The sequence below is a fragment of the Lysinibacillus sp. BSL11 genome (assembly GCF_052928325.1).
The window spans coordinates 92,150-116,082 of record NZ_JAVGCX010000003.1; the positions used below are offsets into that span (position 1 = coordinate 92,150).

Below are 23,933 nucleotides of genomic sequence, written 5' to 3' on the forward strand. Positions count from 1 at the left end.
ATTAACATAGTAACTGTGCTAACGGCTCATTTATTAATCGTAATTTAAAGGGGAATGGGGTTTTCGGATGGACATCTTTGACTTACGCTGGGACATTGTCTGGAACTACCGAGATATGTTTATACGAGGTATTGGCGTAACACTTATTTTGACACTTAGTGGTTATTTTGGCGGTATTCTATTAGGGCTATTTTTAGGCCTTGGAAAATTATCGAGTAAGAAATGGATTTATTGGCCATCTAAACTATATATCGATTTATTCCGTGGAACACCGATGCTTGTACAAATCTTGTTAATTCACTTAGCAGTTATTCCAACAATTTTTGGTCATTCTTTAGGTTATATGGTATCAGGGATTACAGCGCTTATTTTAAACTGTGCTGCTTATAATGCGGAAATTTTCCGTGCAGGGATTCAAAGTATTGCAAAAGGGCAAATGGAGGCTGCTCGCTCTCTTGGATTAACGCATAACCAAGCGATGCGTAAGGTCATTTTGCCTCAAGCTTTTAGACGTATGATCCCGCCATTGGGGAATGAATTTATTGCATTATTAAAAGATTCTTCACTCGTAACTGTAATTGCAGCACCAGATATTTTATATGCTAGTAAGGTCGTAGCTGGTGCAAGCTTCCGCTTCTGGGAACCGTATATCGTTGCAGCATTATTATATTTAGTGTTGACATATGGTGTAACGAAGATTGTAGCATTTATCGAGAAACGATTTAGCAATAGTTACGTCCCTCGTAAAGCTAAGGTAGAAGGGCGGGAAGCAAGATGATAAGAATTGAAAACCTACACAAATACTTTGGCAAGCTTGAAGTATTAAAAGGAATCGATTATGAAATTCAAGAAAAACAAGTTGTCTGTGTTATTGGGCCATCTGGTTCAGGAAAAAGTACATTTCTCCGTTGTATCAATATGTTAGAAGAAGTAACGGATGGTGCTATTTATATTGAAAATGTAAAAATTAATGATCCTAAAACGAATATCAATGAAATACGCGCTGAAGTGGGTATGGTGTTCCAACAATTTAACTTATTCCCGCATATGACTGTTATCGATAATGTCACGATGGCACCTATGCAAATTCGTAAAATGAGTCGTACAGACGCAGAAGCTCTAGGACATGAGCTATTAAACAAGGTTGGGCTCGACAGCAAGGCCTATAATTATCCTGAGCAGCTTTCTGGTGGTCAGCAACAGCGTGTGGCGATTGCTCGTGCCTTAGCAATGAAGCCAAAAGCTATTTTATTTGACGAACCAACTTCAGCACTTGACCCTGAAATGGTAAAAGAGGTGCTCGATGTTATGAAAAATCTAGCAGCTGAAGGGATGACAATGGTTGTTGTGACACATGAAATGGGCTTTGCTCGTGAAGTAGGCGATCGAGTAGTCTTCATGGATGGGGGCTATATTGTAGAAGAAGGGTCTCCAGAGGAACTATTCGGTAATCCACAAAGCGACCGTACGAAAGCGTTTTTAGGAAAAGTATTATAAAGCAGAAAAAGCGAACGAGCATGTCGTTCGCTTTTTTTGTGCTAAAAACAACAGAGCATGGTGAATATTCACCATGCTCTGTTGTTATTTAATGAAGGGGATTAGATGTTGTGTCGAATGCATTCAGCATCGTTTGCATATCCTGTTGGGAATACTGAGGCACCTGATAATAGCCGTGTTTGTTTTGATAAATGGATAATTCGTATCCCATTTCAATGCAGTTAGGAATACTATCCGCAACAACGCGACGAACTACAGGGTTTGTTGTCTCCAACGCAGCAGTTGTCATACATTTTGCTGCTCCTTTTTGAGCACCTAGTAAAAATCCAGAAATAGCTTCATCATTAATTTCATTAGCGTTTTGCATTGGCTTTTTTGGTTGACCAGGATTTAGGCCATATTTGAAATCATTTCCTGTTTCCATTTGGTAGCGTCCTGTTGGAACAGATGGATCGTGTCCTGTTTTAAAGGACTCTACAATCGTATTGTACATACCAAGAGTGAAATTATATTGGCGATCCAAAATGTTGAGTAATTCAGGATCTTTTACATGGGGACGCAAAATAATCGCTTGGTTCATACCTGCAATAATTTCGCCAATTGTTTCATGCATGTCCATCATTTCATGTCCACCATGATTTAGGCTATGTTGTTGATTTAAATTTGTTTGGTTTGATGATTCATTGTAAAACGATTGTGACAAAAAAAACGCCTCCTCAATAATTTTTTGTTGCAGTATTTAGTATGTCATGTCAATTCAATTTCATACGGTATAAATGTAAAGGTAAAAATGTAGACTAAAGATAGAAGGAAAAGCAAGTCAAGGAGGCTTAAAATTGAAAAAGTTACTTGGACCAATTGGAATAATTGTCATCATTCTTGTTGTAATCGCCTTATTATTTATACCTAAATACAATAGTCTGGTGACAGCCGAGGAAAATGTTGATTCTAAATGGGCACAAGTTGAAAATCAGCTCCAACGTCGCTATGATTTGATTCCCAATCTAGTGGAATCTGTGAAAGGCTATGCGAATCATGAGCAAGAGGTGATAGCGAATATTACGGAGGCACGTGCACAAATGGGAAGTGCAAGCTCACCAAAGGAGCAAGCTGTTGCCAATGATGCTTTAACTGGCGCTCTTAGTCGTTTACTAGTAGTTGTAGAAAATTACCCAAACTTAAAGGCAGATGCAAACTTCCGCCAGTTAATGGATGAGCTAGCAGGTACCGAAAATCGTCTGGCTGTAGCACGTGAGGATTACAATAATGAGGTGCAGCAATTCAATAAACATGTTAAGCGTTTCCCAGGGAATTTAATGGCAGGGATGTTTGGCTTTGAACAAAAAGAATACTTTAAAGCCGCAGCAGGAGCTGACAAAGCACCATCTATCGATTTTAGTCAATCGGGTACACATTAATGAAACGTTGCATTATACAGATGATCATCGTTTGTTCGGTGCTTCTTTTTTTCTCGAATCTAGCGGAAGCAACGATGCCATCACCGATGAAAAATACGTATATACATGACTTTGCCAATGTAATTTCTGCCAATGTCAAAGAAGAGATAAATCATTATTCCGAGCAGTTGGATCAAGGCACGGGTGCTGAAATCATGGTAGTCACAGTTGATAGTCTTCATGGACAAGAGCCGAAAATGTATGCGACAAAATTGATTCGTTCATGGGGCATTGGTGACAAGGAAAAAAATAACGGTGTCTTGATTTTAGCTACCTTAGGTCAAGGGGAAGGAAATAACGACGTTGTAATTGCCGTGGGCCAGGGATTAGAGGGAGCATTACCAGATGGTAAATTAGGACGCATTTTAGATAATGCATTTTATCCCTCAGCAAGTACTGGTAATTTAGATCAAGCTTTTCAAGCAACCTATTCTGAAGTTTTTCGCGCTGTTGCCCAAGAGTATAATTGGAACGGTGATTTGCCAGCGCAAACAAAAGAAGAGGATGACATACCCACTTGGTTAATTATCCTAATCATTATCGTTGTTATTATTATCTATTCATTCTTTTCGAAAGGTGGCGGAGGTCCTCGCTCTGGAGGCTATGGCGGTTATCCAGGTAGTTTTGGTGGAGGACATTCGAGTAGAGGGGGCTTTGGAGGATTTGGTGGAGGATCTTCTGCTGGTGGGGGAGCAAGCAGGAAATTTTAATAGAGGAATTGGCGAACTATTCTATTTAGTTCGCTTTCATTTTGGCTTAATTAAATAACTCTCAATTATTGACAATAATGCTAGAATTGTTATAATTTAAATATATCGACAATCGATATAACGTAAACTGATATAGGGAGGAATCATTTTGAAAAAAAGATTTTTATCTGCATCGTTAGCAATCATTTTAACAACCTCTGTAGTTATTCCTGCAACAATGCAAGATGTTCGTGCTACCAATGAAACAAATAGCAGCGTAATAGCACAGGAAGAACGTGTATCAGCGCAGGAATTTTTGAATTTAGCTGTAACAACTTTAACATTCCAGCACGGCTCAGATTCAATGCGTCAACAAATTATTGATAAATGGGTAAAGGCTGGAGAATTCACAGATTTAAGTTTGACTATTAAACGTGATGAAGTGGCTCGTATTTTAGTTAGAGCGTTAAATAAAGAAGAAAAAGAGACTTCACTTGCTGAGTATTTAGAGAAGGCCAATAAGATTGGTTTATTTAATGGCTTATCATCAAATACAGAAGCAATTTCAAAACAAGATGCAGTAAAAATTTTAAACAATGCAAAACAAATAAAAAATGGTTCTAATCATGAAGGTGTAAAGGAAATTTCAGTTGAAGACTTTATGAAAAACCCTGGAAATTTCGGTTATGAACTTTCGCCAGATGGCAATTACATTACTTTTTCCTCTGCTTGGGAGAACAGATCCAATGTTTTCGTGAAAAAGATGAATGATGATAGTGAGCCTGTTCGTGTTTCGAATTCAAAAGATCGGGACGTTGCAGGATTTTTCTGGAAGGATAATAATTTACTATACGTAAAGGATAAAGGTGGAGATGAAAACTTCCATATTTATTCTACAACATTTAATGGCTCTGAGGAAAAAGATCTAACACCATATCCAAACGTCACAGTTGGGATATTAAGTGGCCTACAAGGTGTTAAAGATGAAATTCTTATCATGATGAATAAGGAAGATGCAACAGTTTTTGATGTCTACAAGCTGAATGTAAAGACTGGGGAAACAACTCACGTTGCAAAAAATCCAGGTAATATTGCTAGCTGGCTAGCAGATCGCAATGGAAATGTGCGTATTGCCGTAGCCTCAGATGGTGTGGAAGGAACGATTCTTTATCGAGATTCTGAAAAGGATGAATTCAAGCCATTTGTTGAAATGGAAGCTGGAGATGAAGTAATGCCACTAGCTTTCTCAAAAGACAATCAATACATTTATGCTACATCAAACAAAGGTAGAGACAAAGTAGAAGTTGTAAAATACGACTTAAAAGGTAATGAAGAAGTAATTATGTCTAATGATCAGGTAGATGTTTCTGGTGTCTTATATAGTGCCGAACACGATAAATTGCTATATGGTGCATATATAACAGATAAAACACATTACCAATTCTTTGACGAGAACTTTGAAAAGCTTTTCCGTAAAATCCAAAGCAAGCTGAATGTGCATGAAAGTGAGCTTGGTATCAATGATTACAATAAAGAAATGACCAAATTTATTGTGAGTGTTTCAAGTGATACTGTCTATGGAAAATATTATTATTACGATTCTACGACAGATGAATTAACCGAGTTGGCTACTTTAAGCCCTTGGTTAAATCCGAATGAACTTGCAGAAATGCATCCAATTTCATATAAGAGCCGAGATGGTTTAACGATTAATGGTTATTTAACTTTACCGAAAAATAAAGAAGCGAAAGATCTCCCTCTTATTGTCAATCCTCATGGTGGTCCTTGGGCACGTGATATGTGGGGCTTCAATCCAGAAGTACAATTATTAGCTAATCGTGGCTATGCAGTGCTACAGGTGAATTTCCGTTCGTCAACTGGATATGGTAAAGAGTTCCTTCAAGCTGGTAATAAGCAATGGGGTCTGAAGATTCAAGATGACATCACTGATGGTGTCCAATGGGCAATTGACCAAGGCATTGCAGACCCTGATCGCATCGGTATTTATGGGGCATCCTTTGGTGGTTATGCAACATTAGCGGGTATTACGTATACACCTGATTTATATGCTGCTGCAGTTGATTATGTAGGTGTATCTAACATATTTACATTATTAAATACCATCCCTCCTTACTGGGAAACTATGCGTAACATGTTTTATGAGCGCGTAGGTCATCCAGAGAAAGACAAAGAATTGTTAACTGCTGTTTCACCTGTTTTCCATGCAGATAAAATCAAAACACCATTATTTGTCGCCCAAGGAGCAAATGACCCGCGTGTGAACAAAGCAGAATCTGATCAAATTGTGGAAGCCTTACGCGCTAGAGGTGTGGATGTAGAGTACATGCTAAAAGATAATGAAGGACATGGTTTCGCAAATGAAGAAAATAGAATTGAATTCTATAATGCCATGGTAAAATTCTTCGATAGTCATTTAAAATAACTTAAAACGAAAGGCATTGATGTGTAGCTTGCTCACAATCAATGCCTTTTTTAATTACAATAGGTGAATTGGATTTGGATAGCGCATTTTACGTTCAAATGATGAAATGCACAGTGCTAGTTCCTCAATACCAGTATAAATTAATGGTTCATCTACCTGAGAAATACTTAAACGAATAAGATTATCCTTTTTAAATTCTGGTAGATACATTCTAGCAGCGTCATCCATCAACATTATGTCATTAATGATATAGTGGCCATTTCTTCAATACTACATCGTTTATAATAAAGGAGGAGGTGCTATCTATGAAAATTAAATTTTTTAGTAGGGCGAATTGTCCTTTATGTGTAGAAGGGCTACAGACATTAAAGCTTGTTCAGGAAGATGTTCTATTTGATATTGAAATAATTGATATAGAGCAGGATGATCGTATACATGAAAAATATATGCTAATGATTCCGGTAGTTGAAAAAGAGGGTGTCGTCATTCAGTATGGTCATTTAGATTATGCCACGTTAATGGAGCGATTAGGCAGTTAATCTACTGAAAGTATAAAGAATTATTAACGGTATAAATGACTTTATTATTAGGTGTCATTCTCACAATTCACAAATTGTTCAATGAAAGCGGTTTGATTTTGAACAGTTTGTGAAGACCTTCACATTACTCTTTCTTTTCCTAAAAATCGGAGTAGAATAAATATCAAGTAAGAAGTTGTTATAAAACAGTTTAACGAATGTATCACAAATTTTAGTGGTTGTTATATTACAAAAATGAATGATGTGAAGGGAGATTTTACAATGTGGGTTATTACAGTATTTGAGAAAAAGGACGTTCGTATTTTTGAGTTTACAAATAAAACTGAAGCAACAAAAGCTTTAGAAGGTTTTAAAAAGAATGCGATTTTATCTTTTACTAAATAAGTACAACAAAGTCTTGTAGCTGTTTTTAGAGCTATGAGGCTTTTTTTATCCAGAACAAGACAACTACTTGCACTTTAAAACAATGCATATTATAATAAAACCATAAGTGGGACACAAAATAATTAAGTGGGTTAAAAATAAACCCACAACTATTAATTAGGGGAGTAGATAGATATGTTAACTGTTCCAGAGGCACAGCAAAGGCTACTTCCTGAAATGTATCCGCTTCTGCAAGCAAGATATCGAATATTGCAAGCCGTTCAACTCATGCAACCAATTGGACGACGTACACTAGCTGATTCACTGAAAATGACAGAAAGAGAAATACGTAAAGAAACTGATATTTTACGTGAGCAAGGGTTATTAGATGCGCAAAAGTCGGGTATGGTATGTACAGATGATGGTGTAATAGTCATTGAAAAATTAAGAGCCATCGTTTATGAATGGTCTGGTTTAACCCAGCTTGCAAAAGTGCTTGAAAGCCACTTTGGCATCCAACGTGTAGTCGTAGTTCCTGGTGATTACAATGAGGATCATACAATCCTAACCATGCTCGGCAAAGAAGCAGCATTGCAATTTATGTCGACTGCTTTTGATGGGCAAGTTGTAGCTGTCACTGGTGGAAAATCTGTTGCCTCACTTGCGCAGTTTTTACATCCTTTAGACGGACAAAAGGATATCACTTTTGTCGCTGCACGCGGGGGGATTGGACATGAAATGCAAATGCAGGCCAATACACTTGTTGCAACATTTGCCATGCAAATGGAAACACAATATCGTACTTTATTTTTACCCGAGCATTTAAGTGAGCAAGCTTATCAAGCGATGCTAACAGAGCCGATGGTTACAGAAATGATGGCCTTCTATGATCAAGCAGATTGCGTCATTCATGGGATTGGCTCCGCAGAGGAAATGGCTATTCGTCGTAACTCATCTCCTGAGGATTTGCGAATTCTTGAGGAAAAAGGTGCTGTGAGTGAGGCTTTCGGCTATTATTTCAATGCCGATGGAGAAATAGTACATCGTATACGCACAATTGGTATCCAGCTTGAGCAGGTACAAAACAGTGAACAGGTCATTGCAGTTGCAGCAGGAAAACAGAAGGTCAATGCAATGCTTTCTTATTTTAAAGTAGCACCTAAGCAAACCATATTTGTAACAGATGAAGCAGCGGCCAAAGCAATTGCTGCTAAAATATCTTCTATAGAAAATAACCATCTTGAATGATGGCAAAGTTGTAAACATGTCACTCGATCTCAGAAAGTGCTAAAGCATTTTTTGAATGAGCATAAAGTAAATTTTGATGTCTCTATTCATAGAGACAGACATCACACATTATTGGAGGAATTAACAATGGCATTAAAATTAGCGATTAATGGATTTGGACGTATTGGACGTTTAGTATTTCGTGAGGCAATGAAGCATGATGAATTTGAAGTAGTAGCCGTAAACGACTTAACAGATGCTGGTCAGCTTGCGCACTTATTGAAATATGATTCAGTACACGGTATCTATGATGCTGAAGTCAATGCAGATGAAGATTCTTTCGTAGTAAATGGTCAACGTGTAAAAGTATATGCTGAAAAAGATCCTGCACAATTACCATGGGGCGAATTAGGCGTAGATGTAGTGCTTGAATGTACGGGTCGATTCCGTTCAATGGAAGAAGTAGGCAAGCATATTGAAGCAGGGGCGAAAAAAGCGATTCTATCAGCACCAGCAAAAGGGGCAATGCCTACATTTGTTATGGGTGTAAACCATGAGGATTATAACCCAGCAACTGATGATGTGATCTCCAATGCTTCTTGTACAACAAACTGTCTAGCACCAGTAGCTAAAGTACTTGATGAGAAATTTGGCATTGAACGTGGTATGATGACAACAATTCACTCTTATACAAATGACCAACGAATTCTAGACTTCCCACACTCTGACCCTCGTCGTGCACGTGCTGGAGCAGTGTCTATGATTCCAACAACAACAGGTGCAGCAGTAGCTGTATCAAAAGTATTGCCACAATTAAAAGGTAAGCTAGATGGTTTCTCTATGCGTGTGCCAACACCTAACGTATCATGTGTTGACTTAGTTGTAGAACTAAAAGCAGATGTATCGAAAGAAACAATTAATGCAGCATTAAAAGAAGCTTCTGAAAATGAATTAAAAGGCATTTTAGATTACAATGAGCTACCATTAGTATCAATTGATTATAACGGTAACCATTATTCTTCTACGGTAGACGGCCTTTCAACAATGGTGTTAGAAAACAAAATGGTGAAGGTTTTAGCTTGGTATGATAACGAAATTGGTTACTCTACTCGCTTAATGGACCTAGCTTTATACATTGCTGAACAAGGCTTAAACCATAAATAAGTATCATATTTCGACATTTTGAGTAAAAAGTGTGACATATTACTGCTTTTTATGCACAAAAAGTATAGCCTTTATAATATCGAATAGATATAATATACAAGGGTATTGGGAGTAAGGGATAACCCTTACTCCTTTTTTCTAGATTTAGCAGAAACGCCCACCTCTATAGGTGGTGAGATGAATACACAAATTACTCTCTTGATTCATTGATGTAAAATCACCGACTGAATTAAGGTAAAAGCCTCAGTGAATGTAACAGATTTTGAAGAGGAACAAGTTCGGAAAAAATCGGGAGTTAAATACACTGAGGCGTAATTGATACATGTTGATTGCAAGACATCGCAGTTAACTTTTGCTACTATAAAAACAAGTATTACGGTTCATTATCAAAAGTTGGAGAATCATCCTTACACGAGATAGTGACGCTGAAAAAGTACCAAAATGACTATTCAATTTAGTAAGCATGGTGTAGAGCCAAGATGGGTAAAACACAAGAGTGTAAGACTAAAACAAACTTTGAAGGGAGTTTCTTCATGTTAAATAAGAAAACAATGAAAGATATTGATGTTAAGGGTCAACGCGTTTTTGTACGTGTAGATTTCAATGTACCAATGGCAGACGGTGCTATTACCGATGAGACGCGTATTCGTGCAGCGATTCCTACAATTGAGTATTTAGTAGAGCAGGGAGCTAAAGTTATTCTAGCTTCTCACTTAGGTCGTCCAAAAGGTGAAGTAAAAGAAGATATGCGTTTAACAGCTGTTGGCATTCGCTTAGCGGAACTAATGGGCAAGCCTGTTACGAAGCTTGATGAATCCATTGGGCAAGCAGTGGAAGAAGCCGTTGCAAATATGCAAGATGGAGACATTCTACTGCTTGAAAATGTACGCTTCTATGCTGGTGAAGAAAAAAATGACCCAACATTAGCACAGCAATTTGCTCAGCTAGCAGATATTTATGTTAATGATGCTTTTGGTGCAGCCCACCGAGCTCATGCTTCTACAGAAGGAATTGCTAAGCATATTCCAGCTGTATCTGGATTCTTAATGCAAAAGGAATTAGATGTACTAGGTAAGGCATTGTCTAACCCTGAGCATCCGTTTACAGCCATTATTGGTGGTGCCAAAGTAAAAGATAAAATTGGTGTTATTGAAAGCCTATTAGAAAAAGTAGATCACTTAATTATCGGTGGTGGTTTATCCTTTACATTTATTAAGGCACAAGGCCACGATATCGGTAAATCATTGCTAGAGGAAGATAAAATTGAGCTAGCAAAGTCCTTTATTGAGAAGGCAAAAGCAAAAGGTGTGCAATTACATATGCCAGTCGATGCTGTTGTGGCAAATGAATTTTCACAGGATGCTGAAACAAAAGTCGTTGATGTAGATGCTATTCCAGCTGATTGGATGGGTCTAGATATTGGACCTAAAACGGCTGCAAACTATGCAGAAGTTATCAAAAACTCTAAATTAATCATTTGGAATGGACCAATGGGTGTCTTTGAAATGGACAAATTTTCAAACGGCACAAAAACAGTTGCTGATGCAATGGCAACAACAGCTGGCTACACAGTAATCGGTGGCGGTGATTCAGCTGCGGCAGTTGAAAAATTTGAAGTAGCAGATAAGATGGATCACATTTCTACAGGTGGTGGTGCTTCCTTAGAATTAATGGAAGGCAAAGAGCTTCCAGGGATTGTAGCACTAAACGATAAATAAGCTAATCGGAGGCAAAATGATGCGTAAACCAATTATTGCAGGTAACTGGAAAATGTTTAAAACATTTGAAGAGGCTATTCAGTTTGTAGATGCTGTACAAGAAAAACTTCCTTCCAATGACAAAGTAGATGCTGTTATTTGCGCACCAGCTCTTTACCTACCTACACTTGTGCAAGTTGCTAGTGAGTCAGAGCTGGCAATTGGTGCACAAACTATGCACTATGAAAATGAAGGTGCTTTTACGGGTGAAATTAGTCCAGCACAGCTAGCAAGTGTGGATGTTGACTATGTCATTTTAGGACACTCTGAACGTCGCGAATACTACAATGAAACAGATGAAGCGATTAATAAGAAGGTAGCAGCAGCACTTGCACATACTATCGTACCTATTATTTGCTGTGGCGAAACACTAGAAGAACGTGAAGCAGGCACAACAGAGCAAAAAGTGGCTGGCCAAATTAAAGCAGCACTTGCTGGGTTTGAAGCACAGCAAGTAGAGCATATGGTCATTGCGTATGAACCGATTTGGGCGATTGGTACTGGTAAAACGGCTACGGCAGACGATGCAAATCAAGTATGCGGAGCGATTCGGGCAGTAGTAGAAGAGCTATATAATGCTGAAACTGCGAATGCCGTCCGCATTCAATATGGTGGCAGTGTTAAGCCTGATAACATTCAGGAGCTTTTATCCAAAGAACATATTGATGGTGCTTTAGTTGGTGGAGCAAGCTTACAACCAGAATCTTATTTAACATTATTGGAGGCGGCAGCAAATGCCTAAAAAGCCAGTAGCATTAATTATTTTAGACGGCTTTGCATTTCGAGATGAAATATTCGGGAATGCAGTAGCACAGGCGAATAAGCCAAATTTTGATCGATATTGGCATCAATTTCCTCATGCGACATTAACAGCAGCAGGAGAAGCCGTTGGATTACCTGAAGGACAGATGGGGAATTCCGAGGTGGGGCACCTAAATATCGGTGCAGGACGTATCGTATATCAAAGCTTAACACGCTTAAATAAATCTATTCGTGATGGAGATTTCTTTACGAATCAAGCCTTTTTAGATGCAGTAGCACATGTGAAAGCTCATCAGTCAAAGCTACATGTTATGGGCTTATTATCAGACGGTGGTGTTCATAGTCACTATGAGCATATGTTTGCTCTATTAAAGCTAGCTAAACAGCAGGGGTTAGAGGAAGTTTATGTACATGGCTTCTTAGATGGTCGTGATGTTGGTCCAACAACAGCATTAGACTATATCGAAGAAACTGAAAAGCAAATGGCTGAAATAGGTATAGGGCAATTTGCTTCGATTCATGGACGTTACTATGCAATGGATCGTGATAAACGTTGGGATCGTGTTGCACTGACTTATAATGTACTGGTGGATGGCGTCGGTCAAACAGCAGAAAGTGCTAAAAGTGGTGTAGCAGCATCCTATGAGCGTGAGGTAACAGATGAATTTGTCATCCCATTTAGCATTCAAGAGCATGGCGAGCCAGTAGCAACAATTGGCGATCAGGATGCAGTGATTTTCTTTAACTTCCGTCCTGATCGTGCAATTCAGCTGTCAACAGTTTTTACAAATGAAGCATTCGATGGCTTTGCTATATCTGCAAATCATCCAAAGAATTTAAAATTTGTGTCCTTCACACACTATAGTGATGAAGTCAACGCACAGGTTGCTTATGAAAATGACAACTTGAAAAATACAATTGGTGAAGTATTAGCGACGAATGGGAAAACACAGTTGCGGATTGCGGAAACTGAAAAATATCCACATGTTACATTCTTTATGAGTGGTGGACGTGAGGAAAAATTCCCTGGTGAGGAACGTATTTTAATTGCTTCTCCAAAGGTGGCGACATACGATTTAAAACCTGAAATGTCTGCCTATGAGGTGACAGAAGCCTTACTTGCAGAAATTGCGGCTGAAAAATTTGATGGCATTATTCTTAACTTTGCCAACCCTGATATGGTTGGTCATAGTGGAATGCTGGAGCCAACAATTAAAGCCATTGAAGTAGTAGATGAATGCTTAGGGAAAGTAGTAGACGCACTCCTTGCAAAAGGTGGCGCAGCTATTATTACAGCTGACCATGGCAACTCTGATGAAGTGTTAACTTTAGCAGGTGAGCCAATGACAGCTCATACAACAAATCCTGTTCCAGTAATTGTGACAAAATCAAATATAATGTTAAGAAATGGTGGTATTTTAGCCGATTTAGCGCCAACCATGTTAGAATTATTAGAGGTGTCACAGCCTACTGAAATGACAGGACAATCATTAATTGAAAAAGAGGAGAATTAATTATGCCATTTATTACACAAGTTTATGCGCGCGAAGTTTTAGACTCACGTGGGAACCCAACAGTAGAGGTTGAAGTATTTACAGAATCAGGCGCATTTGGCCGCGCAATCGTACCATCAGGTGCATCAACAGGTGAATACGAAGCGGTAGAATTACGCGATGGTGACAAATCTCGTTACCTAGGCAAAGGTGTATTAAATGCAGTTGAAAATGTAAACACAATTATTGCGGAAGAATTAGAAGGTAACTATTCTGTTCTTGATCAAGTAGTCATCGACAAAGCTTTAATCGAGCTAGATGGCACGGAAAACAAAGGCAAGCTTGGTGCCAACGCAATTCTAGGTGTATCCATGGCAGTTGCACATGCTGCGGCAGATTATTTAGATGTACCTCTTTATCAATATCTTGGTGGGTTCAATTCTAAGCAATTACCAGTACCAATGATGAACATCCTAAACGGTGGTGCTCACGCAGATAACAATGTAGACATTCAGGAATTCATGGTTATGCCTGTTGGTGCAGAATCATTCCGTCATGCATTACGTATTGGCGCGGAGATTTTCCATAGCCTAAAAGCTGTTCTAAAAGCAAAAGGCTACAACACAGCAGTAGGTGATGAAGGTGGTTTCGCACCAAACTTAGGCTCTAACGAAGAAGCAATTACAGTGATCTTAGAAGCGATTGAAAAAGCAGGCTACAAACCAGGTGACGAAGTGAAACTTGCAATGGACGTAGCATCCTCTGAACTATTCAATAAAGAAGATGGCAAATACCACTTAGATGGTGAAGGTGTTGTCAAAACTTCTGAAGAAATGGTTGATTGGTACGAAGAGTTAACAAATAAATACCCAATCATTTCAATTGAAGATGGCTTAGACGAAAACGACTGGGCTGGACACAAGCTATTAACAGACCGTATCGGCAAACGCGTACAATTAGTAGGTGATGACCTATTTGTAACAAATACGAAAAAATTATCAGCAGGTATTGAGCAAGGTGTAGGAAATGCAATCCTGATCAAAGTAAACCAAATCGGTACGTTAACTGAAACATTTGAAGCAATCGAAATGGCCAAACGTGCAGGCTACACAGCGGTTATTTCTCACCGTTCTGGTGAATCAGAAGATGCGACAATCGCTGATATCGCTGTTGCAACAAATGCTGGTCAAATTAAAACAGGTGCTCCATCACGTACAGACCGTGTAGCTAAATACAACCAACTTCTTCGCATCGAAGATCAACTTGGTTCAACAGCAGAGTATCTTGGTTTAAATTCATTCTATAACTTAAAATAAGTATTTGATTGAAGCGAAAATGCTTTGAACTTAGTAAAACACAGCTTTTATATTTGAACCTCTGATTTATAAGTGTGATAAACTCTTGTAGATTGGGGGTTTTTTCGTGCTTATTAAAGATTTGTTGAAAGAATTTACATTCGCATTACAGATTAAAAATTATTCAATCAGAACAACAGAAATTTATAACTACAATACAGCTCACTTCATTCAATATCTTAAAAAATATATTCAACATCAATTAATTATTGGTAAAAAGGCGACTTACCTTAATTAAGTCGTTGGGGTGTTTTACACGTATTTGGTTGCGGAAGAATATGTCACTTAAACATCATGGCACACTCAGAATCGTTGTGTGATGAACCTTGGTGAAAAGGATACGAATTGTAATCGCACCCTTAGAGAGCAACTATGACGGACTTACCTATATTAACGCATACAAAATTGTATTAGTTGTATTTAATCAACGAACGCAATTTTGCGTTGGTACCTACTGTATACAATGTACATACCATTATCTACGAACAGGGTTTTTCATTAAAACTTATTTCAATATTCTGCTATTATTATCCTAATTACATAATATAAACCAATACATAATGATATAATGATATAAATGACAATGAGGAGTTAATGACATGAAGAGAAAAACAAAATCTGCAATTGTTATCATTGTAATATTGGTCATTTTTGGAGGGATTTTTGGTTACATTAAATCCACCGAACAAATGGAAAAACCTGTTGCCAAAAAAGAAAGAGCCACTATTGTTGTTGACGGAGCACCGCTTGAAGATAAAAAAGTTACAAAAGAAGAATTGCTTTATCCTGACAATTTAGTGGAAAGCAAAGTAAATGAAACCATCCATAGCATGTCCCACCAAAAAGTGAAAGCTGCTTCTCAATGGGGTCGTGAGCGAATAACACAAGAAAAAGTTGACCGATTGTTAACTGTAGTTAAAATGAACGATTATAAATATAAAGAACTTTATATTTCAATATTGGAAAGATGGTCGAAAGGTGATTATTCAAACGCCGTTGACGACCATAACAAAATTTGGGAAATGCAAGGTGGCGATGACACGACAAATTCAGGAAGAGCAACACGTTTATTATCGCCCGAGGAAGAAGAGCAGTATATTGAACAATTTTACACAGATGAAAAATAGGTGAAGCTTTGAATTGTATGCAAATCTTTCTGTTTGTAATCATTAATATTTATTACACAAAATCCACCAATTCCTAAGATACAAAAAAATTATTGATGGAGGGTTTTATTTATGAACGAAGAAAGAAGCGGCACAAGCAAGCCAATACGGTGCAGGTTTCAATATCGTAGCGCAAGAGGTAAGGAAGCTTTCTAGTGAGACAGCTACAGCAACAGAACAAATTGAAACCTCTCTTAAAACGATTACGAGTAATATTCAAACACTTATGGAAAGCATGGAGCAAATTGAAACAGCCTCCAATGATCAGGCAGAGCAGGTTCAACATTTTAGTGAAGCCATTGAAAAATTAAATGAGATAACCGAGCAAATGGCGCTATACATACGATAATAAGAAAGGACAGTCTACTATATTAGACTGTCCTGACTTTTGTTATGGCTGTGACCAATGCTGATCTAGTTCTTGATCGAGATAAACCCAGCCCTTCCAGGCAATATGAATCGTATCCATTATAAAATAGGGATCATATTCATGATCTGAAAAATCAACATAGGCAACATTCGCATCCTTTAATACTTGCTCCATTTTATCGTAATACTTTTGACGGCGCTCCTCAGGATAGCCATTATAATCATACCAATAGCCATTCACCGGAATGGAGACGAATAGTGGCTTGGCACCTGCATCCTTTAAAACATCGATCACTAGTTGGAAATCCTCGTATTCAGGAGAGTTTGAATAATCCTCTTTTTTTCGTATATCCTTAAACTTTGAAAATTTAGCATTTACAAGTCGCTGATAGGCGCGATCTTCAATCATATAGTCATTGGATACACGCTTCTCCCCATATGCCTCTGCATGCTGCAATTGTTGCTCAAAGCTTTGATTGGCAATGAGCTTGTCATTACTTTTTAATGCATGACCTTTACGTGGGAAAAGGGAATAATATAAATCCTTCTTTTCTAGTAATGCCTTGTGGAAACGCCCCGCGACCATGGCCATACGTCCAGTAATTGGTTTTTCCTTGCCGTTAGACATTTGATATTGATACATGGTCTTTAAGAGGCGATCCCGTTTGACAGTATCAAATTCTAGTAGGCGCTCCATTGCTCTTTTATGAAGATTGGCATCCATCTCCTGATTAAAGGCTAAATCATAAGCATGTAGCATGGAATAATTCGGTGAAAAGTGAAATTCACCCATGCCCTTCTCTGTAAACCACTGTGGAGAGATGATAAAGACCACTTTTTTATCCTTTAAATTCTTTTCTTGTGCTGCGAAATTCAAGAAGTGGGTAATGGACTGCATGCCTCCACGTCCAATCATAAAGGTCGAATACGGAGCATCAGTTGCTCGCGTATAATTGTATGGATGGAACGGATCAAAACGGTTTAATTCCGAGGAGCCATAAAGTGGCATGGAACTAGGCTCCTGCAACATTCGCTCCTGTAAATATGTGCCCTGAAATACAAGTGGAGACATGTTCGTTTTGGCTTGTTCCACATCCTCATTGGATATCCATGCTTTAATCCAAGCATTAGGAAAAAAGACAAAGCCCGTAAAAAGAGCAAATGCAATAAATAAAGAAAGAAAGCCTTTTTTGATCATTGTCTTTCAGCTAATTTCCCTGCTATTCGATTAGGCGTATTCCATTCTTCACGATTGAAATCAGTAATAGGGACAGAAATATTAAAACGATTTTCAATTTCAACTAATAAATTAATTGTCCCAAACGAATCCAGTAAACCTTCTTCAAATAAATCTATATCTGGGTTTTCTACAATAATTTCATCTTCACATAACTCGACTAGCATTTCTAAAACTTGTTGTTGATCCATTAATAATTCTCCTTTAGTGAACAGGCTCTTACAGCCCTTTGTTTAAAATAATGTGCCAGAAAAAATATAGAAGCCGAAGCATACAGCATGAAATGTAATGATTACGCCAATAGCATGCGTCCATTTATTTTTTGGCCAACGCTTATGCTTTTTATTCCAGCGTTCAAATTTATCAAAGCTGATAATCAATAGGGCATGATAGAGTCCATAGACCACAAAATGCCATTCCAGACCATGCCAAATACCCATTAAAAAGAATAGTAAAAAGAAGCCTATATACGAAATAGCAAATTTATTTTTTAGCCATTTTTTCTTTGTCATCCAAAGGACAAAGCGCATGTAGACATAATCTCTAAACCAGAAGGAAAGGCTCATATGCCAACGATTCCAAAAATCTTTAATATTGCGGCTGGCGAAAGGGCGATTAAAGTTAATCGGTGTTTGGATACCCATTATCCGGCTCACACCAACAGCAAATGCACTATAGCCAGCAAAATCAAAGAATAAGTAAAAGCTATACATATACATATACGCTAGCTGCCCCTGAAAAGGTGTCAAATAGTTATACGTATGGTTAGGCAAATAAATAAGCGTGTAGTTGTAAATTAAATAAGCCAAAATAAACTTATATAAAAAGCCGACAAAAATATAGTTAATACCACTCAATAGCAGCTTTTGGTACTCCTCCGAGGAAGGCACGGCATGAAAATCCTTTGTAAAACGACGCCAACGATCAATCGGCCCCGATGATACGGTAGGAAAGAATAATAAGAAATAGACTAGCTCTACTACCGAAATTTTCTCTTTCATCAAGCCATCACGGGTTTCTAAAATCATTTGCACCGCTTTAAACGTAATGTAGGATACACCAAGGAAGCCAAATAAATGATGTAACCCGAGAATCGGCAAAACCTTTACAAGAATCAAGGGTAATATGGATAAAAGCACCGCTATTATAAAAATGGTTCCGCTATTTTGCTGAAGTCGATAGCGCTGATAAGCCACAATAAGTACTACCTGAAAGACAGTAAATAATACGAGCGAGATGGACCCATTCAATGAATGTCCGAAGATTAATGCTAAGACAATGACCGAAACAAAAAGATTATAGCGTTTCGAAGATTTGCCTCGTAATCCTAAGAGGAAGGTAGGTAGTAATAAAAGTCCGATGATCACAAAAAATGCTATATTTCCATAAGGCGTCATACTGTCTCCATAACCGCCAATCCTTTACGATCTACCTTACCATTTGGATTTAGTGGTAAAGCGTCCATATATTTAAATGTTTTCGGTATCATATAGGCAGGTAAGTACGCCGATAAAAGTGCCTTCAATTGCTTTGTTGTTTTAAAAGCAGCGTCTGTTAATGGCTCACGTAAAACAATATGGGCACTAAGAGAAATGATTTCCTTCTCCTTATAAACAGGTACAACAACACAGCTTGAAACAGGTGGCAGGTTACTGATTTGTTTTTCAATCTCTTCAATCTCTAAACGATAGCCATGTAATTTCACTTGGAAATCCTTACGACCTGAAAAGAACAAATAACCATCCTGCACAAAGCCTATATCACCTGTTTGATAGATGCGATCGCCATCCACGATCGGGAAAGCTTTAGCTGTTAATTTAGGCGCTCCCAAATACCCTGCGCTAACGGTTGGCCCTGAAATAATAATTTCCCCATCTTCTGCTACAGAAACGTTTGGCTCCGTTATAGGGGCAATCGGTAATTGTTCGAAGCGTCCTACTAGCTCTTTCGTCACCTTTACATAGGATACAGCGACGGTTGTTTCCGTAGGACCATATAAATTATAAATTGTTGCCTGTGGAAAACGGAGCATCAACTCGTTACATACCGCTATCGGTAAAACCTCTCCGCAAAATAAAAAAGTATCCAATGCAGGCATGAGTTTTTGATCCCATTCTTTGTTCATCAAACACATCCTGGCAAAAGAAGGTGTAGAAGTCCATACACGAGTATTTGACGTCGCTAATGAATCAAACAATGCTTTTGGATTAGCAATTTCTTGCTGTGTAATCGCATAAAGTGTGTGTCCACCAACAAGAGCTGGGTAGAGATCCATAACAGATAAATCAAAGGAATAAGGTGCTTGGTTTAAAAATACGCCGTCTTCCTGTAAAGGGAAGTGATCCTGCATCCACATTACAAAGTGTGTTAGATTACTAGCTGTTATTTGTACCCCTTTTGGTTGACCCGTTGAACCAGAAGTGTAAATAATATAATGGATATCCTCATCATGAACCCATGTTGCGGATGATAGGATCACGTCCTTTGAGGAGGCATCCAGAATATCATGCACTGCCATAACTGGAAGGTTCATCTGCATCTGTAATAGCTCTGTTGTCAATACTAAACCTGCTCCAGAAGCTTCTGTAATGAGTTGTAATCTTTCCGATGGTGTTGATGAATCAACAGGTACATATGGATGGCCAGCCTTTACAGATCCGATAAACGCAACAATTTGTAGGGGGGACATATGTCCATAAATGACAATAGGTTGTTGTCTCCGCAACTTAAGCTTCATTAAATAATCGGCAAGACGATCCGATAAATGCCAAAGCTCGCTATAAGTTAAGGAGGCATTGTGTGTCTGATAAGCAGTTTTTTGTGGCTGCTGGATGGCCACACGTTCAATAGCTGCCAAAATACTTAACATTTTTTAATCTCCTTTATTTAAAATTCCGTATATATAAATGGTCCAGCGTTCATATCATGGAAGCCATGTATAAGAAACAACAGTACCAAAACAATCAAATAAAACATCGTGAAGCCAATGAAGCGTAAATACTCATTATTTTTGATGGATTGCATTTGTCCACCTCCAATGAAAAAAAGTATAGGATTAAACTTTCAAAAAAATAGTAATTTACTAGTTAAAAATCCTTACCTTATGTTTTTAACACTGATTTGACGGAATGTGGAGAAAAATGTTGCTGAATTAAGATGAATTCAGTAAATCATAAGATTAATTTAAGGTAAATTTAAGGTTTTGGGGGGATATGTAGAGTTTACAAATTATTGGCTGGTTTACTTATGTAAAAAAAGCACGAACATAAGGGAATAATCTCAACTTATGTTCGCGCTATTATTTTTATTTCACTTGATTAATAACTTTTTTAGATACATAAAATTCAGAGCCATTGTAGACATTGATTGTATCAAATGTATGAGTCTTTGCCGTGTTTGAGGAAGTTTGTTCATACGTCATCGTGTTTTTGTTGACTGGAATTTTCACTGTGACATCTGCTTTTTGCGCAATAAATGTTGGATTTTCTTTATCCGATAAGTCGATTTTTGTTGTAAATCCTTTTTCCGTAAATGCCTTCGTTGCAGGCACATATAAATCATTTGTTAATGTGTTTAAGTCAAAGCCCATAAAGCGTGCCATTGTATGAGCTAAATCAGTGTTTTCTACTAATCCTGTCAATTTATAAGGACCAAATGAATATAAGAATACATCTTCACCCGTATGGCCACCTGTTGTATAACCGATGTTTGCACGATTGGCTAGCATTTTTACCATTTCACTACCTAAGTCTTTAGCAGACTGTAATGTTTTAAGCTCGTCCTCCGTTAATGAATCTAAGCCATAAAGAGCAGCGACCTCAACTAAATTAGAGCGATCTTCTTTTAGCTGGCTTAAAGCTCCTTCAATGGTCATCGTAGCTTTTTTTAACGGGTCGATGTAAGCAGAGACTGGAATGCTAGAATAGGTACTAGTAGTGTTAGCGTTCCCCATCGTAATGCCGCTATTTCCATGATCAGTTACTGCAATGACTAGAGTATTACCGTCTTCCTTCGCAAAATCGACTGCTTCTTTCACTGCATCATCGAATGATAATATATCGCTAATGATACCAATTGTATCGTTGGCATGTGCAGCCCAGTCAACCTTGCTACCTTCTACAAAGAGGAAGAAGCCATCCTCATCCTTTTTCAGCGTATTGATTGCTTTATTCGTCATTTCAGCAAGTGTAGGCTCAGATGCTCTTGTTTTTGCACGATCTAAATCATAAGCAAGTGCACTTGGTGCAAAGCTTCCCCAAATTTTTGAGGATTGACTATTAAATAGCTCATCGCGCGTTTTAACGAGATCATAATTTTTTTCATTCAAAACCTTGATTAAATCCTCGCCATCTTGACGAGCATTTTTTGATGTGCCTGGTGATAGTGATTCCAGACCACCGCCTAAGACAACATCAATATTTTGATAAACCTGCTGCTCTGCAATATCCCCATATTGACTTCTATTGTTGACATGGGCAGAAAAACCAGCTGGTGTAGCATGTTGAATTTCGGAAGTAGAAATTAATCCAGTAGCCTTACCTTGCTGCTTAGCTCCTTCTAGCACATTGGCTACAGGGCGGAAGGCTTCATCCTTAGCGATTTGCGCTAATCCAGGGGAGTTGATCACAGATGGGAGAACACCTATATATTTATCGTTCGATTTATGGCCAGTTGCTAATGCTGTCGCAGCAGGCGCGGAATCGGTAATGGCAGATTCAGCAGAATATGTGCGCATAGCACCTGATAAAATTTCATCCATTGCTAGGCTTTCACCTTTATACCAGCGGGAAAGGGTGACAGCATTATTACTACTACCATCCATCACAAGCATAATGACATTTGTCGGTTTCTTTACTTCGGCTGCATGTACCTCTTGCTGTGAGATACTAACTGCGGATAAAGTCACTGCACTTGCTAAAAACAATGAAGTCCATTTTTTTGCGTATTTCATGATTTTCCTCCTTTAGATGAATTCAACTGTAAGTGTAAAGGAAGGGTGTAAAGCTAGCGTTAAAGGTTTGTTAATGAAATATGGTAATTATGTAAATGAAAGGGGAGGAAAGAATCTGTGTAAGGGTCACACAGATTCTTTTGGGGCATTACAAATTTTCCTGATGTTGTGCACCATCGATCGTTTCATAATATAAAATGTCTTCTTCAATGTACAAGTTGAGGACTTCATCTTCAAGTAAGACTTCTTCAGAGCCGTCCTGGACATTAATTTTTGTTAAATAACCGGCATTGTCATAGTCACTGCAATAAATGGAATCATCATAAGTAGCTAAATAATAGCATGCTGTTTCTGTAATTTGATTGTTTTCATTTGTGTCTAAATTATAGGAATAGACCATATTATCTTTGATATTATTATAATAAATCACATCATCGACAGTATTGGCATACCACATATCATGCATAAAATCATAATTGTTATTTGTAGCAGTAAAATAATTTTCATTAACCCATAAATGATCTTGGCTTAATTTTTCATCACTGACTAAAAAGTATTCATAGGAAATCGCATAAGGCTCCGCTGAATCCACGTCATTCCACGTTGTATCAAGATGATACCAATTGCCATCGATACTGACTAAATTCCAAGCATGCAGCTGATCCTCACTATAGCCATATACGTATTTCGCTTCTACATCCGAAGCTAATAGTAGGCGATAAGCTAGTAGAGCATAAGCTTGACATACCGCAGTTTCTTCGTTTATCAGCTCAAAAACCGTTTGTCCCTCAGTAGAGCCTTGTTCAGTATAAGTGGCTAACTGTACAACCGTATCATTAATGATTTTAGCACGTTCAAAATCTGTCATATCTGTCGAAATATACTGATCAGCAAAAGCCTCTACATATTGATCGACCTTTTGCTCCTTTTTGGCATCTGTTAAGTAATCAATCGACAACTCTACCAAATAGCCATTATCTATTTCCCAAGCCGTCCATTCATAAGTAAGAAAATAACCAGCTGTATAGGGATCGACGAAGGAAAGCAGGCTATTTAAGTCATTCAGCTGCACCTCAAAATCTTCGAAGTTTAGCTTCCCAGTATAAGGGACTTCAAAGTGCTGTTCAAACTTTGCTACTTGTTTTTCAACTTTTTTAGTGAATTGTAGTAAGGCAGGATCATCCTTAAATAATGAGGTTGAGAAAAGATCATTAGGTGAAAAAGAGGCAGATAGCGCTTTACTTTCTGGTTTCTTCATATCATTCTCTGTATCTTCTGCTAAGGTTGTGGTTGTTACATCCTCTTCCTCAAGAAGTAGGTCAATGGCCTTTGAGCATGCCGTAAGAAAGGGAATCATGCAGCATAGTACTAGCAGCGCTGTTATTTTTTTATTCATTTTCCCACCCTCCAAAAAAGTTCATTTTTGCCATTATAATTTAATTTGTAGGGAGTGACATCCACAAA

24 protein-coding genes are annotated in these 23,933 nt (G+C 38.1%); 15 read left to right on the forward strand and 9 right to left on the reverse strand.

Translation table 11 applies throughout. From position 1 onward, the window contains the following. The first annotated feature begins 67 nt into the window (after positions 1 to 67). Positions 68 to 778, forward strand: a complete 711-nt coding sequence (locus tag RCJ95_RS04750) for an amino acid ABC transporter permease (RefSeq protein ID WP_004228035.1) — start codon at positions 68 to 70, stop codon at positions 776 to 778. Then, positions 775 to 1,497, forward strand: coding sequence for an amino acid ABC transporter ATP-binding protein (locus RCJ95_RS04755; RefSeq protein ID WP_221681179.1), 723 nt, complete (start codon positions 775 to 777; stop codon positions 1,495 to 1,497). The genes RCJ95_RS04750 and RCJ95_RS04755 overlap by 4 nt, the downstream gene beginning before the upstream one ends. 88 nt (positions 1,498 to 1,585) lie before the next feature. On the opposite strand, the gene RCJ95_RS04760 is transcribed toward RCJ95_RS04755, so the two are convergent. After that, positions 1,586 to 2,200, reverse strand: a complete 615-nt coding sequence (locus tag RCJ95_RS04760) for a spore coat protein (protein ID WP_004228038.1) — start codon at positions 2,198 to 2,200, stop codon at positions 1,586 to 1,588. Between the two features lie 133 nt (positions 2,201 to 2,333). Here RCJ95_RS04760 and RCJ95_RS04765 point away from each other — a divergent pair, with 133 nt between their 5' ends. The 3 genes from RCJ95_RS04765 to RCJ95_RS04775 all read left to right on the forward strand — a co-directional run bounded on the left by RCJ95_RS04765 (position 2,334) and on the right by RCJ95_RS04775 (position 6,086). Continuing rightward, positions 2,334 to 2,915, forward strand: a complete 582-nt coding sequence (locus RCJ95_RS04765; RefSeq protein ID WP_446721954.1) for a LemA family protein — start codon at positions 2,334 to 2,336, stop codon at positions 2,913 to 2,915. Beyond that, a complete protein-coding gene (locus tag RCJ95_RS04770) occupies positions 2,915 to 3,664 on the forward strand; it encodes a TPM domain-containing protein (protein WP_446721955.1) in 750 nt (249 codons plus the stop codon). Before RCJ95_RS04765 ends, RCJ95_RS04770 begins: the two co-directional genes overlap by 1 nt. A 148-nt stretch (positions 3,665 to 3,812) precedes the next feature. Continuing rightward, the gene (locus tag RCJ95_RS04775) at positions 3,813 to 6,086 is read left to right on the forward strand and encodes a S9 family peptidase (RefSeq protein ID WP_274770145.1); all 2,274 of its coding nucleotides are present in this window, start codon (positions 3,813 to 3,815) and stop codon (positions 6,084 to 6,086) included. Between the two features lie 54 nt (positions 6,087 to 6,140). On the opposite strand, the gene RCJ95_RS04780 is transcribed toward RCJ95_RS04775, so the two are convergent. Continuing rightward, a complete protein-coding gene (locus RCJ95_RS04780; RefSeq protein WP_274770143.1) occupies positions 6,141 to 6,296 on the reverse strand; it encodes a hypothetical protein in 156 nt (51 codons plus the stop codon). A 95-nt stretch (positions 6,297 to 6,391) separates the two neighbouring features. Between RCJ95_RS04780 and RCJ95_RS04785 the strand changes: the two genes are divergently transcribed. The 10 genes from RCJ95_RS04785 to RCJ95_RS04830 all read left to right on the forward strand — a co-directional run bounded on the left by RCJ95_RS04785 (position 6,392) and on the right by RCJ95_RS04830 (position 16,261). Further along, the gene (locus RCJ95_RS04785) at positions 6,392 to 6,625 is read left to right on the forward strand and encodes a glutaredoxin family protein (RefSeq protein ID WP_054549560.1); all 234 of its coding nucleotides are present in this window, start codon (positions 6,392 to 6,394) and stop codon (positions 6,623 to 6,625) included. A gap of 261 nt (positions 6,626 to 6,886) precedes the next feature. After that, positions 6,887 to 7,009, forward strand: coding sequence for a hypothetical protein (locus tag RCJ95_RS04790; RefSeq protein ID WP_004228055.1), 123 nt, complete (start codon positions 6,887 to 6,889; stop codon positions 7,007 to 7,009). Between the two features lie 174 nt (positions 7,010 to 7,183). Next, a complete protein-coding gene (locus RCJ95_RS04795) occupies positions 7,184 to 8,236 on the forward strand; it encodes a sugar-binding transcriptional regulator (RefSeq protein WP_221681184.1) in 1,053 nt (350 codons plus the stop codon). 126 nt (positions 8,237 to 8,362) lie between these two features. Beyond that, on the forward strand, positions 8,363 to 9,379 hold the full coding sequence (gap, locus tag RCJ95_RS04800) for a type I glyceraldehyde-3-phosphate dehydrogenase (protein ID WP_004228061.1): 1,017 nt from the start codon (positions 8,363 to 8,365) through the stop codon (positions 9,377 to 9,379). A gap of 533 nt (positions 9,380 to 9,912) precedes the next feature. Then, a complete protein-coding gene (locus RCJ95_RS04805) occupies positions 9,913 to 11,097 on the forward strand; it encodes a phosphoglycerate kinase (protein WP_446721956.1) in 1,185 nt (394 codons plus the stop codon). Positions 11,098 to 11,116: 19 nt separating this feature from the next. After that, positions 11,117 to 11,878, forward strand: a complete 762-nt coding sequence (gene tpiA / locus RCJ95_RS04810) for a triose-phosphate isomerase (protein ID WP_048390882.1) — start codon at positions 11,117 to 11,119, stop codon at positions 11,876 to 11,878. Next, the gene (gene gpmI / locus RCJ95_RS04815; RefSeq protein ID WP_312128492.1) at positions 11,871 to 13,412 is read left to right on the forward strand and encodes a 2,3-bisphosphoglycerate-independent phosphoglycerate mutase; all 1,542 of its coding nucleotides are present in this window, start codon (positions 11,871 to 11,873) and stop codon (positions 13,410 to 13,412) included. Before tpiA ends, gpmI begins: the two co-directional genes overlap by 8 nt. 2 nt (positions 13,413 to 13,414) lie before the next feature. Further along, complete coding sequence (eno, locus tag RCJ95_RS04820) at positions 13,415 to 14,707, forward strand: phosphopyruvate hydratase (protein ID WP_221681187.1); 1,293 nt, start codon at positions 13,415 to 13,417, stop codon at positions 14,705 to 14,707. Between the two features lie 638 nt (positions 14,708 to 15,345). Further along, positions 15,346 to 15,873 carry a DUF6241 domain-containing protein gene (locus RCJ95_RS04825; RefSeq protein ID WP_274770134.1) on the forward strand — a complete coding sequence of 176 codons (528 nt, stop codon included), beginning with the start codon at positions 15,346 to 15,348 and terminating at the stop codon, positions 15,871 to 15,873. Positions 15,874 to 16,036: 163 nt separating this feature from the next. Further along, positions 16,037 to 16,261: a chemotaxis protein gene (locus RCJ95_RS04830; RefSeq protein ID WP_313150517.1), complete on the forward strand. Its 225-nt coding sequence runs from the start codon at positions 16,037 to 16,039 to the stop codon at positions 16,259 to 16,261. Between the two features lie 42 nt (positions 16,262 to 16,303). Here the strand turns inward: RCJ95_RS04830 and dltD are convergent, their stop codons facing one another. The 7 genes from dltD to RCJ95_RS04865 form a co-directional block, all read right to left on the reverse strand. Further along, positions 16,304 to 17,479 (reverse strand): D-alanyl-lipoteichoic acid biosynthesis protein DltD, encoded by a 1,176-nt coding sequence (dltD, locus tag RCJ95_RS04835; RefSeq protein ID WP_221681189.1) that lies wholly within the window; start codon positions 17,477 to 17,479, stop codon positions 16,304 to 16,306. After that, positions 17,476 to 17,709: a D-alanine--poly(phosphoribitol) ligase subunit 2 gene (dltC, locus tag RCJ95_RS04840; protein WP_016994756.1), complete on the reverse strand. Its 234-nt coding sequence runs from the start codon at positions 17,707 to 17,709 to the stop codon at positions 17,476 to 17,478. The genes dltD and dltC overlap by 4 nt, the downstream gene beginning before the upstream one ends. A gap of 42 nt (positions 17,710 to 17,751) precedes the next feature. After that, positions 17,752 to 18,915 carry a D-alanyl-lipoteichoic acid biosynthesis protein DltB gene (dltB, locus tag RCJ95_RS04845; protein ID WP_446721957.1) on the reverse strand — a complete coding sequence of 388 codons (1,164 nt, stop codon included), beginning with the start codon at positions 18,913 to 18,915 and terminating at the stop codon, positions 17,752 to 17,754. Further along, positions 18,912 to 20,387 (reverse strand): D-alanine--poly(phosphoribitol) ligase subunit DltA, encoded by a 1,476-nt coding sequence (gene dltA / locus RCJ95_RS04850; protein WP_369578258.1) that lies wholly within the window; start codon positions 20,385 to 20,387, stop codon positions 18,912 to 18,914. Before dltA ends, dltB begins: the two co-directional genes overlap by 4 nt. Positions 20,388 to 20,404: 17 nt before the next feature. Continuing rightward, entirely contained in the window at positions 20,405 to 20,542 is a 138-nt protein-coding gene (locus RCJ95_RS04855; protein WP_221681192.1) for a teichoic acid D-Ala incorporation-associated protein DltX, read from the reverse strand. 280 nt (positions 20,543 to 20,822) lie between these two features. Further along, a complete protein-coding gene (locus tag RCJ95_RS04860) occupies positions 20,823 to 22,469 on the reverse strand; it encodes an alkaline phosphatase (RefSeq protein WP_446721958.1) in 1,647 nt (548 codons plus the stop codon). Between the two features lie 148 nt (positions 22,470 to 22,617). After that, positions 22,618 to 23,865 (reverse strand): DUF5050 domain-containing protein, encoded by a 1,248-nt coding sequence (locus tag RCJ95_RS04865; RefSeq protein WP_312128495.1) that lies wholly within the window; start codon positions 23,863 to 23,865, stop codon positions 22,618 to 22,620. Positions 23,866 to 23,933 lie beyond the last annotated feature (68 nt).

Coding starts and splice junctions, on each gene's coding strand:
- RCJ95_RS04805 (WP_446721956.1), top strand. CDS start 9,913: ATGTTAAATAAGAAAACAATGAAAGATATTGATGTTAAGGGTCAACGC.
- RCJ95_RS04770 (WP_446721955.1), top strand. CDS start 2,915: ATGAAACGTTGCATTATACAGATGATCATCGTTTGTTCGGTGCTTCTT.
- eno (WP_221681187.1), top strand. CDS start 13,415: ATGCCATTTATTACACAAGTTTATGCGCGCGAAGTTTTAGACTCACGT.
- dltB (WP_446721957.1), bottom strand. CDS start 18,915: ATGACGCCTTATGGAAATATAGCATTTTTTGTGATCATCGGACTTTTA.
- RCJ95_RS04785 (WP_054549560.1), top strand. CDS start 6,392: ATGAAAATTAAATTTTTTAGTAGGGCGAATTGTCCTTTATGTGTAGAA.
- RCJ95_RS04750 (WP_004228035.1), top strand. CDS start 68: ATGGACATCTTTGACTTACGCTGGGACATTGTCTGGAACTACCGAGAT.
- RCJ95_RS04780 (WP_274770143.1), bottom strand. CDS start 6,296: ATGTATCTACCAGAATTTAAAAAGGATAATCTTATTCGTTTAAGTATT.
- RCJ95_RS04825 (WP_274770134.1), top strand. CDS start 15,346: ATGAAGAGAAAAACAAAATCTGCAATTGTTATCATTGTAATATTGGTC.
- gap (WP_004228061.1), top strand. CDS start 8,363: ATGGCATTAAAATTAGCGATTAATGGATTTGGACGTATTGGACGTTTA.
- RCJ95_RS04795 (WP_221681184.1), top strand. CDS start 7,184: ATGTTAACTGTTCCAGAGGCACAGCAAAGGCTACTTCCTGAAATGTAT.
- tpiA (WP_048390882.1), top strand. CDS start 11,117: ATGCGTAAACCAATTATTGCAGGTAACTGGAAAATGTTTAAAACATTT.
- RCJ95_RS04865 (WP_312128495.1), bottom strand. CDS start 23,865: ATGAATAAAAAAATAACAGCGCTGCTAGTACTATGCTGCATGATTCCC.
- gpmI (WP_312128492.1), top strand. CDS start 11,871: ATGCCTAAAAAGCCAGTAGCATTAATTATTTTAGACGGCTTTGCATTT.
- dltC (WP_016994756.1), bottom strand. CDS start 17,709: ATGGATCAACAACAAGTTTTAGAAATGCTAGTCGAGTTATGTGAAGAT.
- RCJ95_RS04790 (WP_004228055.1), top strand. CDS start 6,887: ATGTGGGTTATTACAGTATTTGAGAAAAAGGACGTTCGTATTTTTGAG.
- dltA (WP_369578258.1), bottom strand. CDS start 20,387: ATGTTAAGTATTTTGGCAGCTATTGAACGTGTGGCCATCCAGCAGCCA.
- RCJ95_RS04855 (WP_221681192.1), bottom strand. CDS start 20,542: ATGCAATCCATCAAAAATAATGAGTATTTACGCTTCATTGGCTTCACG.
- RCJ95_RS04860 (WP_446721958.1), bottom strand. CDS start 22,469: ATGAAATACGCAAAAAAATGGACTTCATTGTTTTTAGCAAGTGCAGTG.
- RCJ95_RS04755 (WP_221681179.1), top strand. CDS start 775: ATGATAAGAATTGAAAACCTACACAAATACTTTGGCAAGCTTGAAGTA.
- dltD (WP_221681189.1), bottom strand. CDS start 17,479: ATGATCAAAAAAGGCTTTCTTTCTTTATTTATTGCATTTGCTCTTTTT.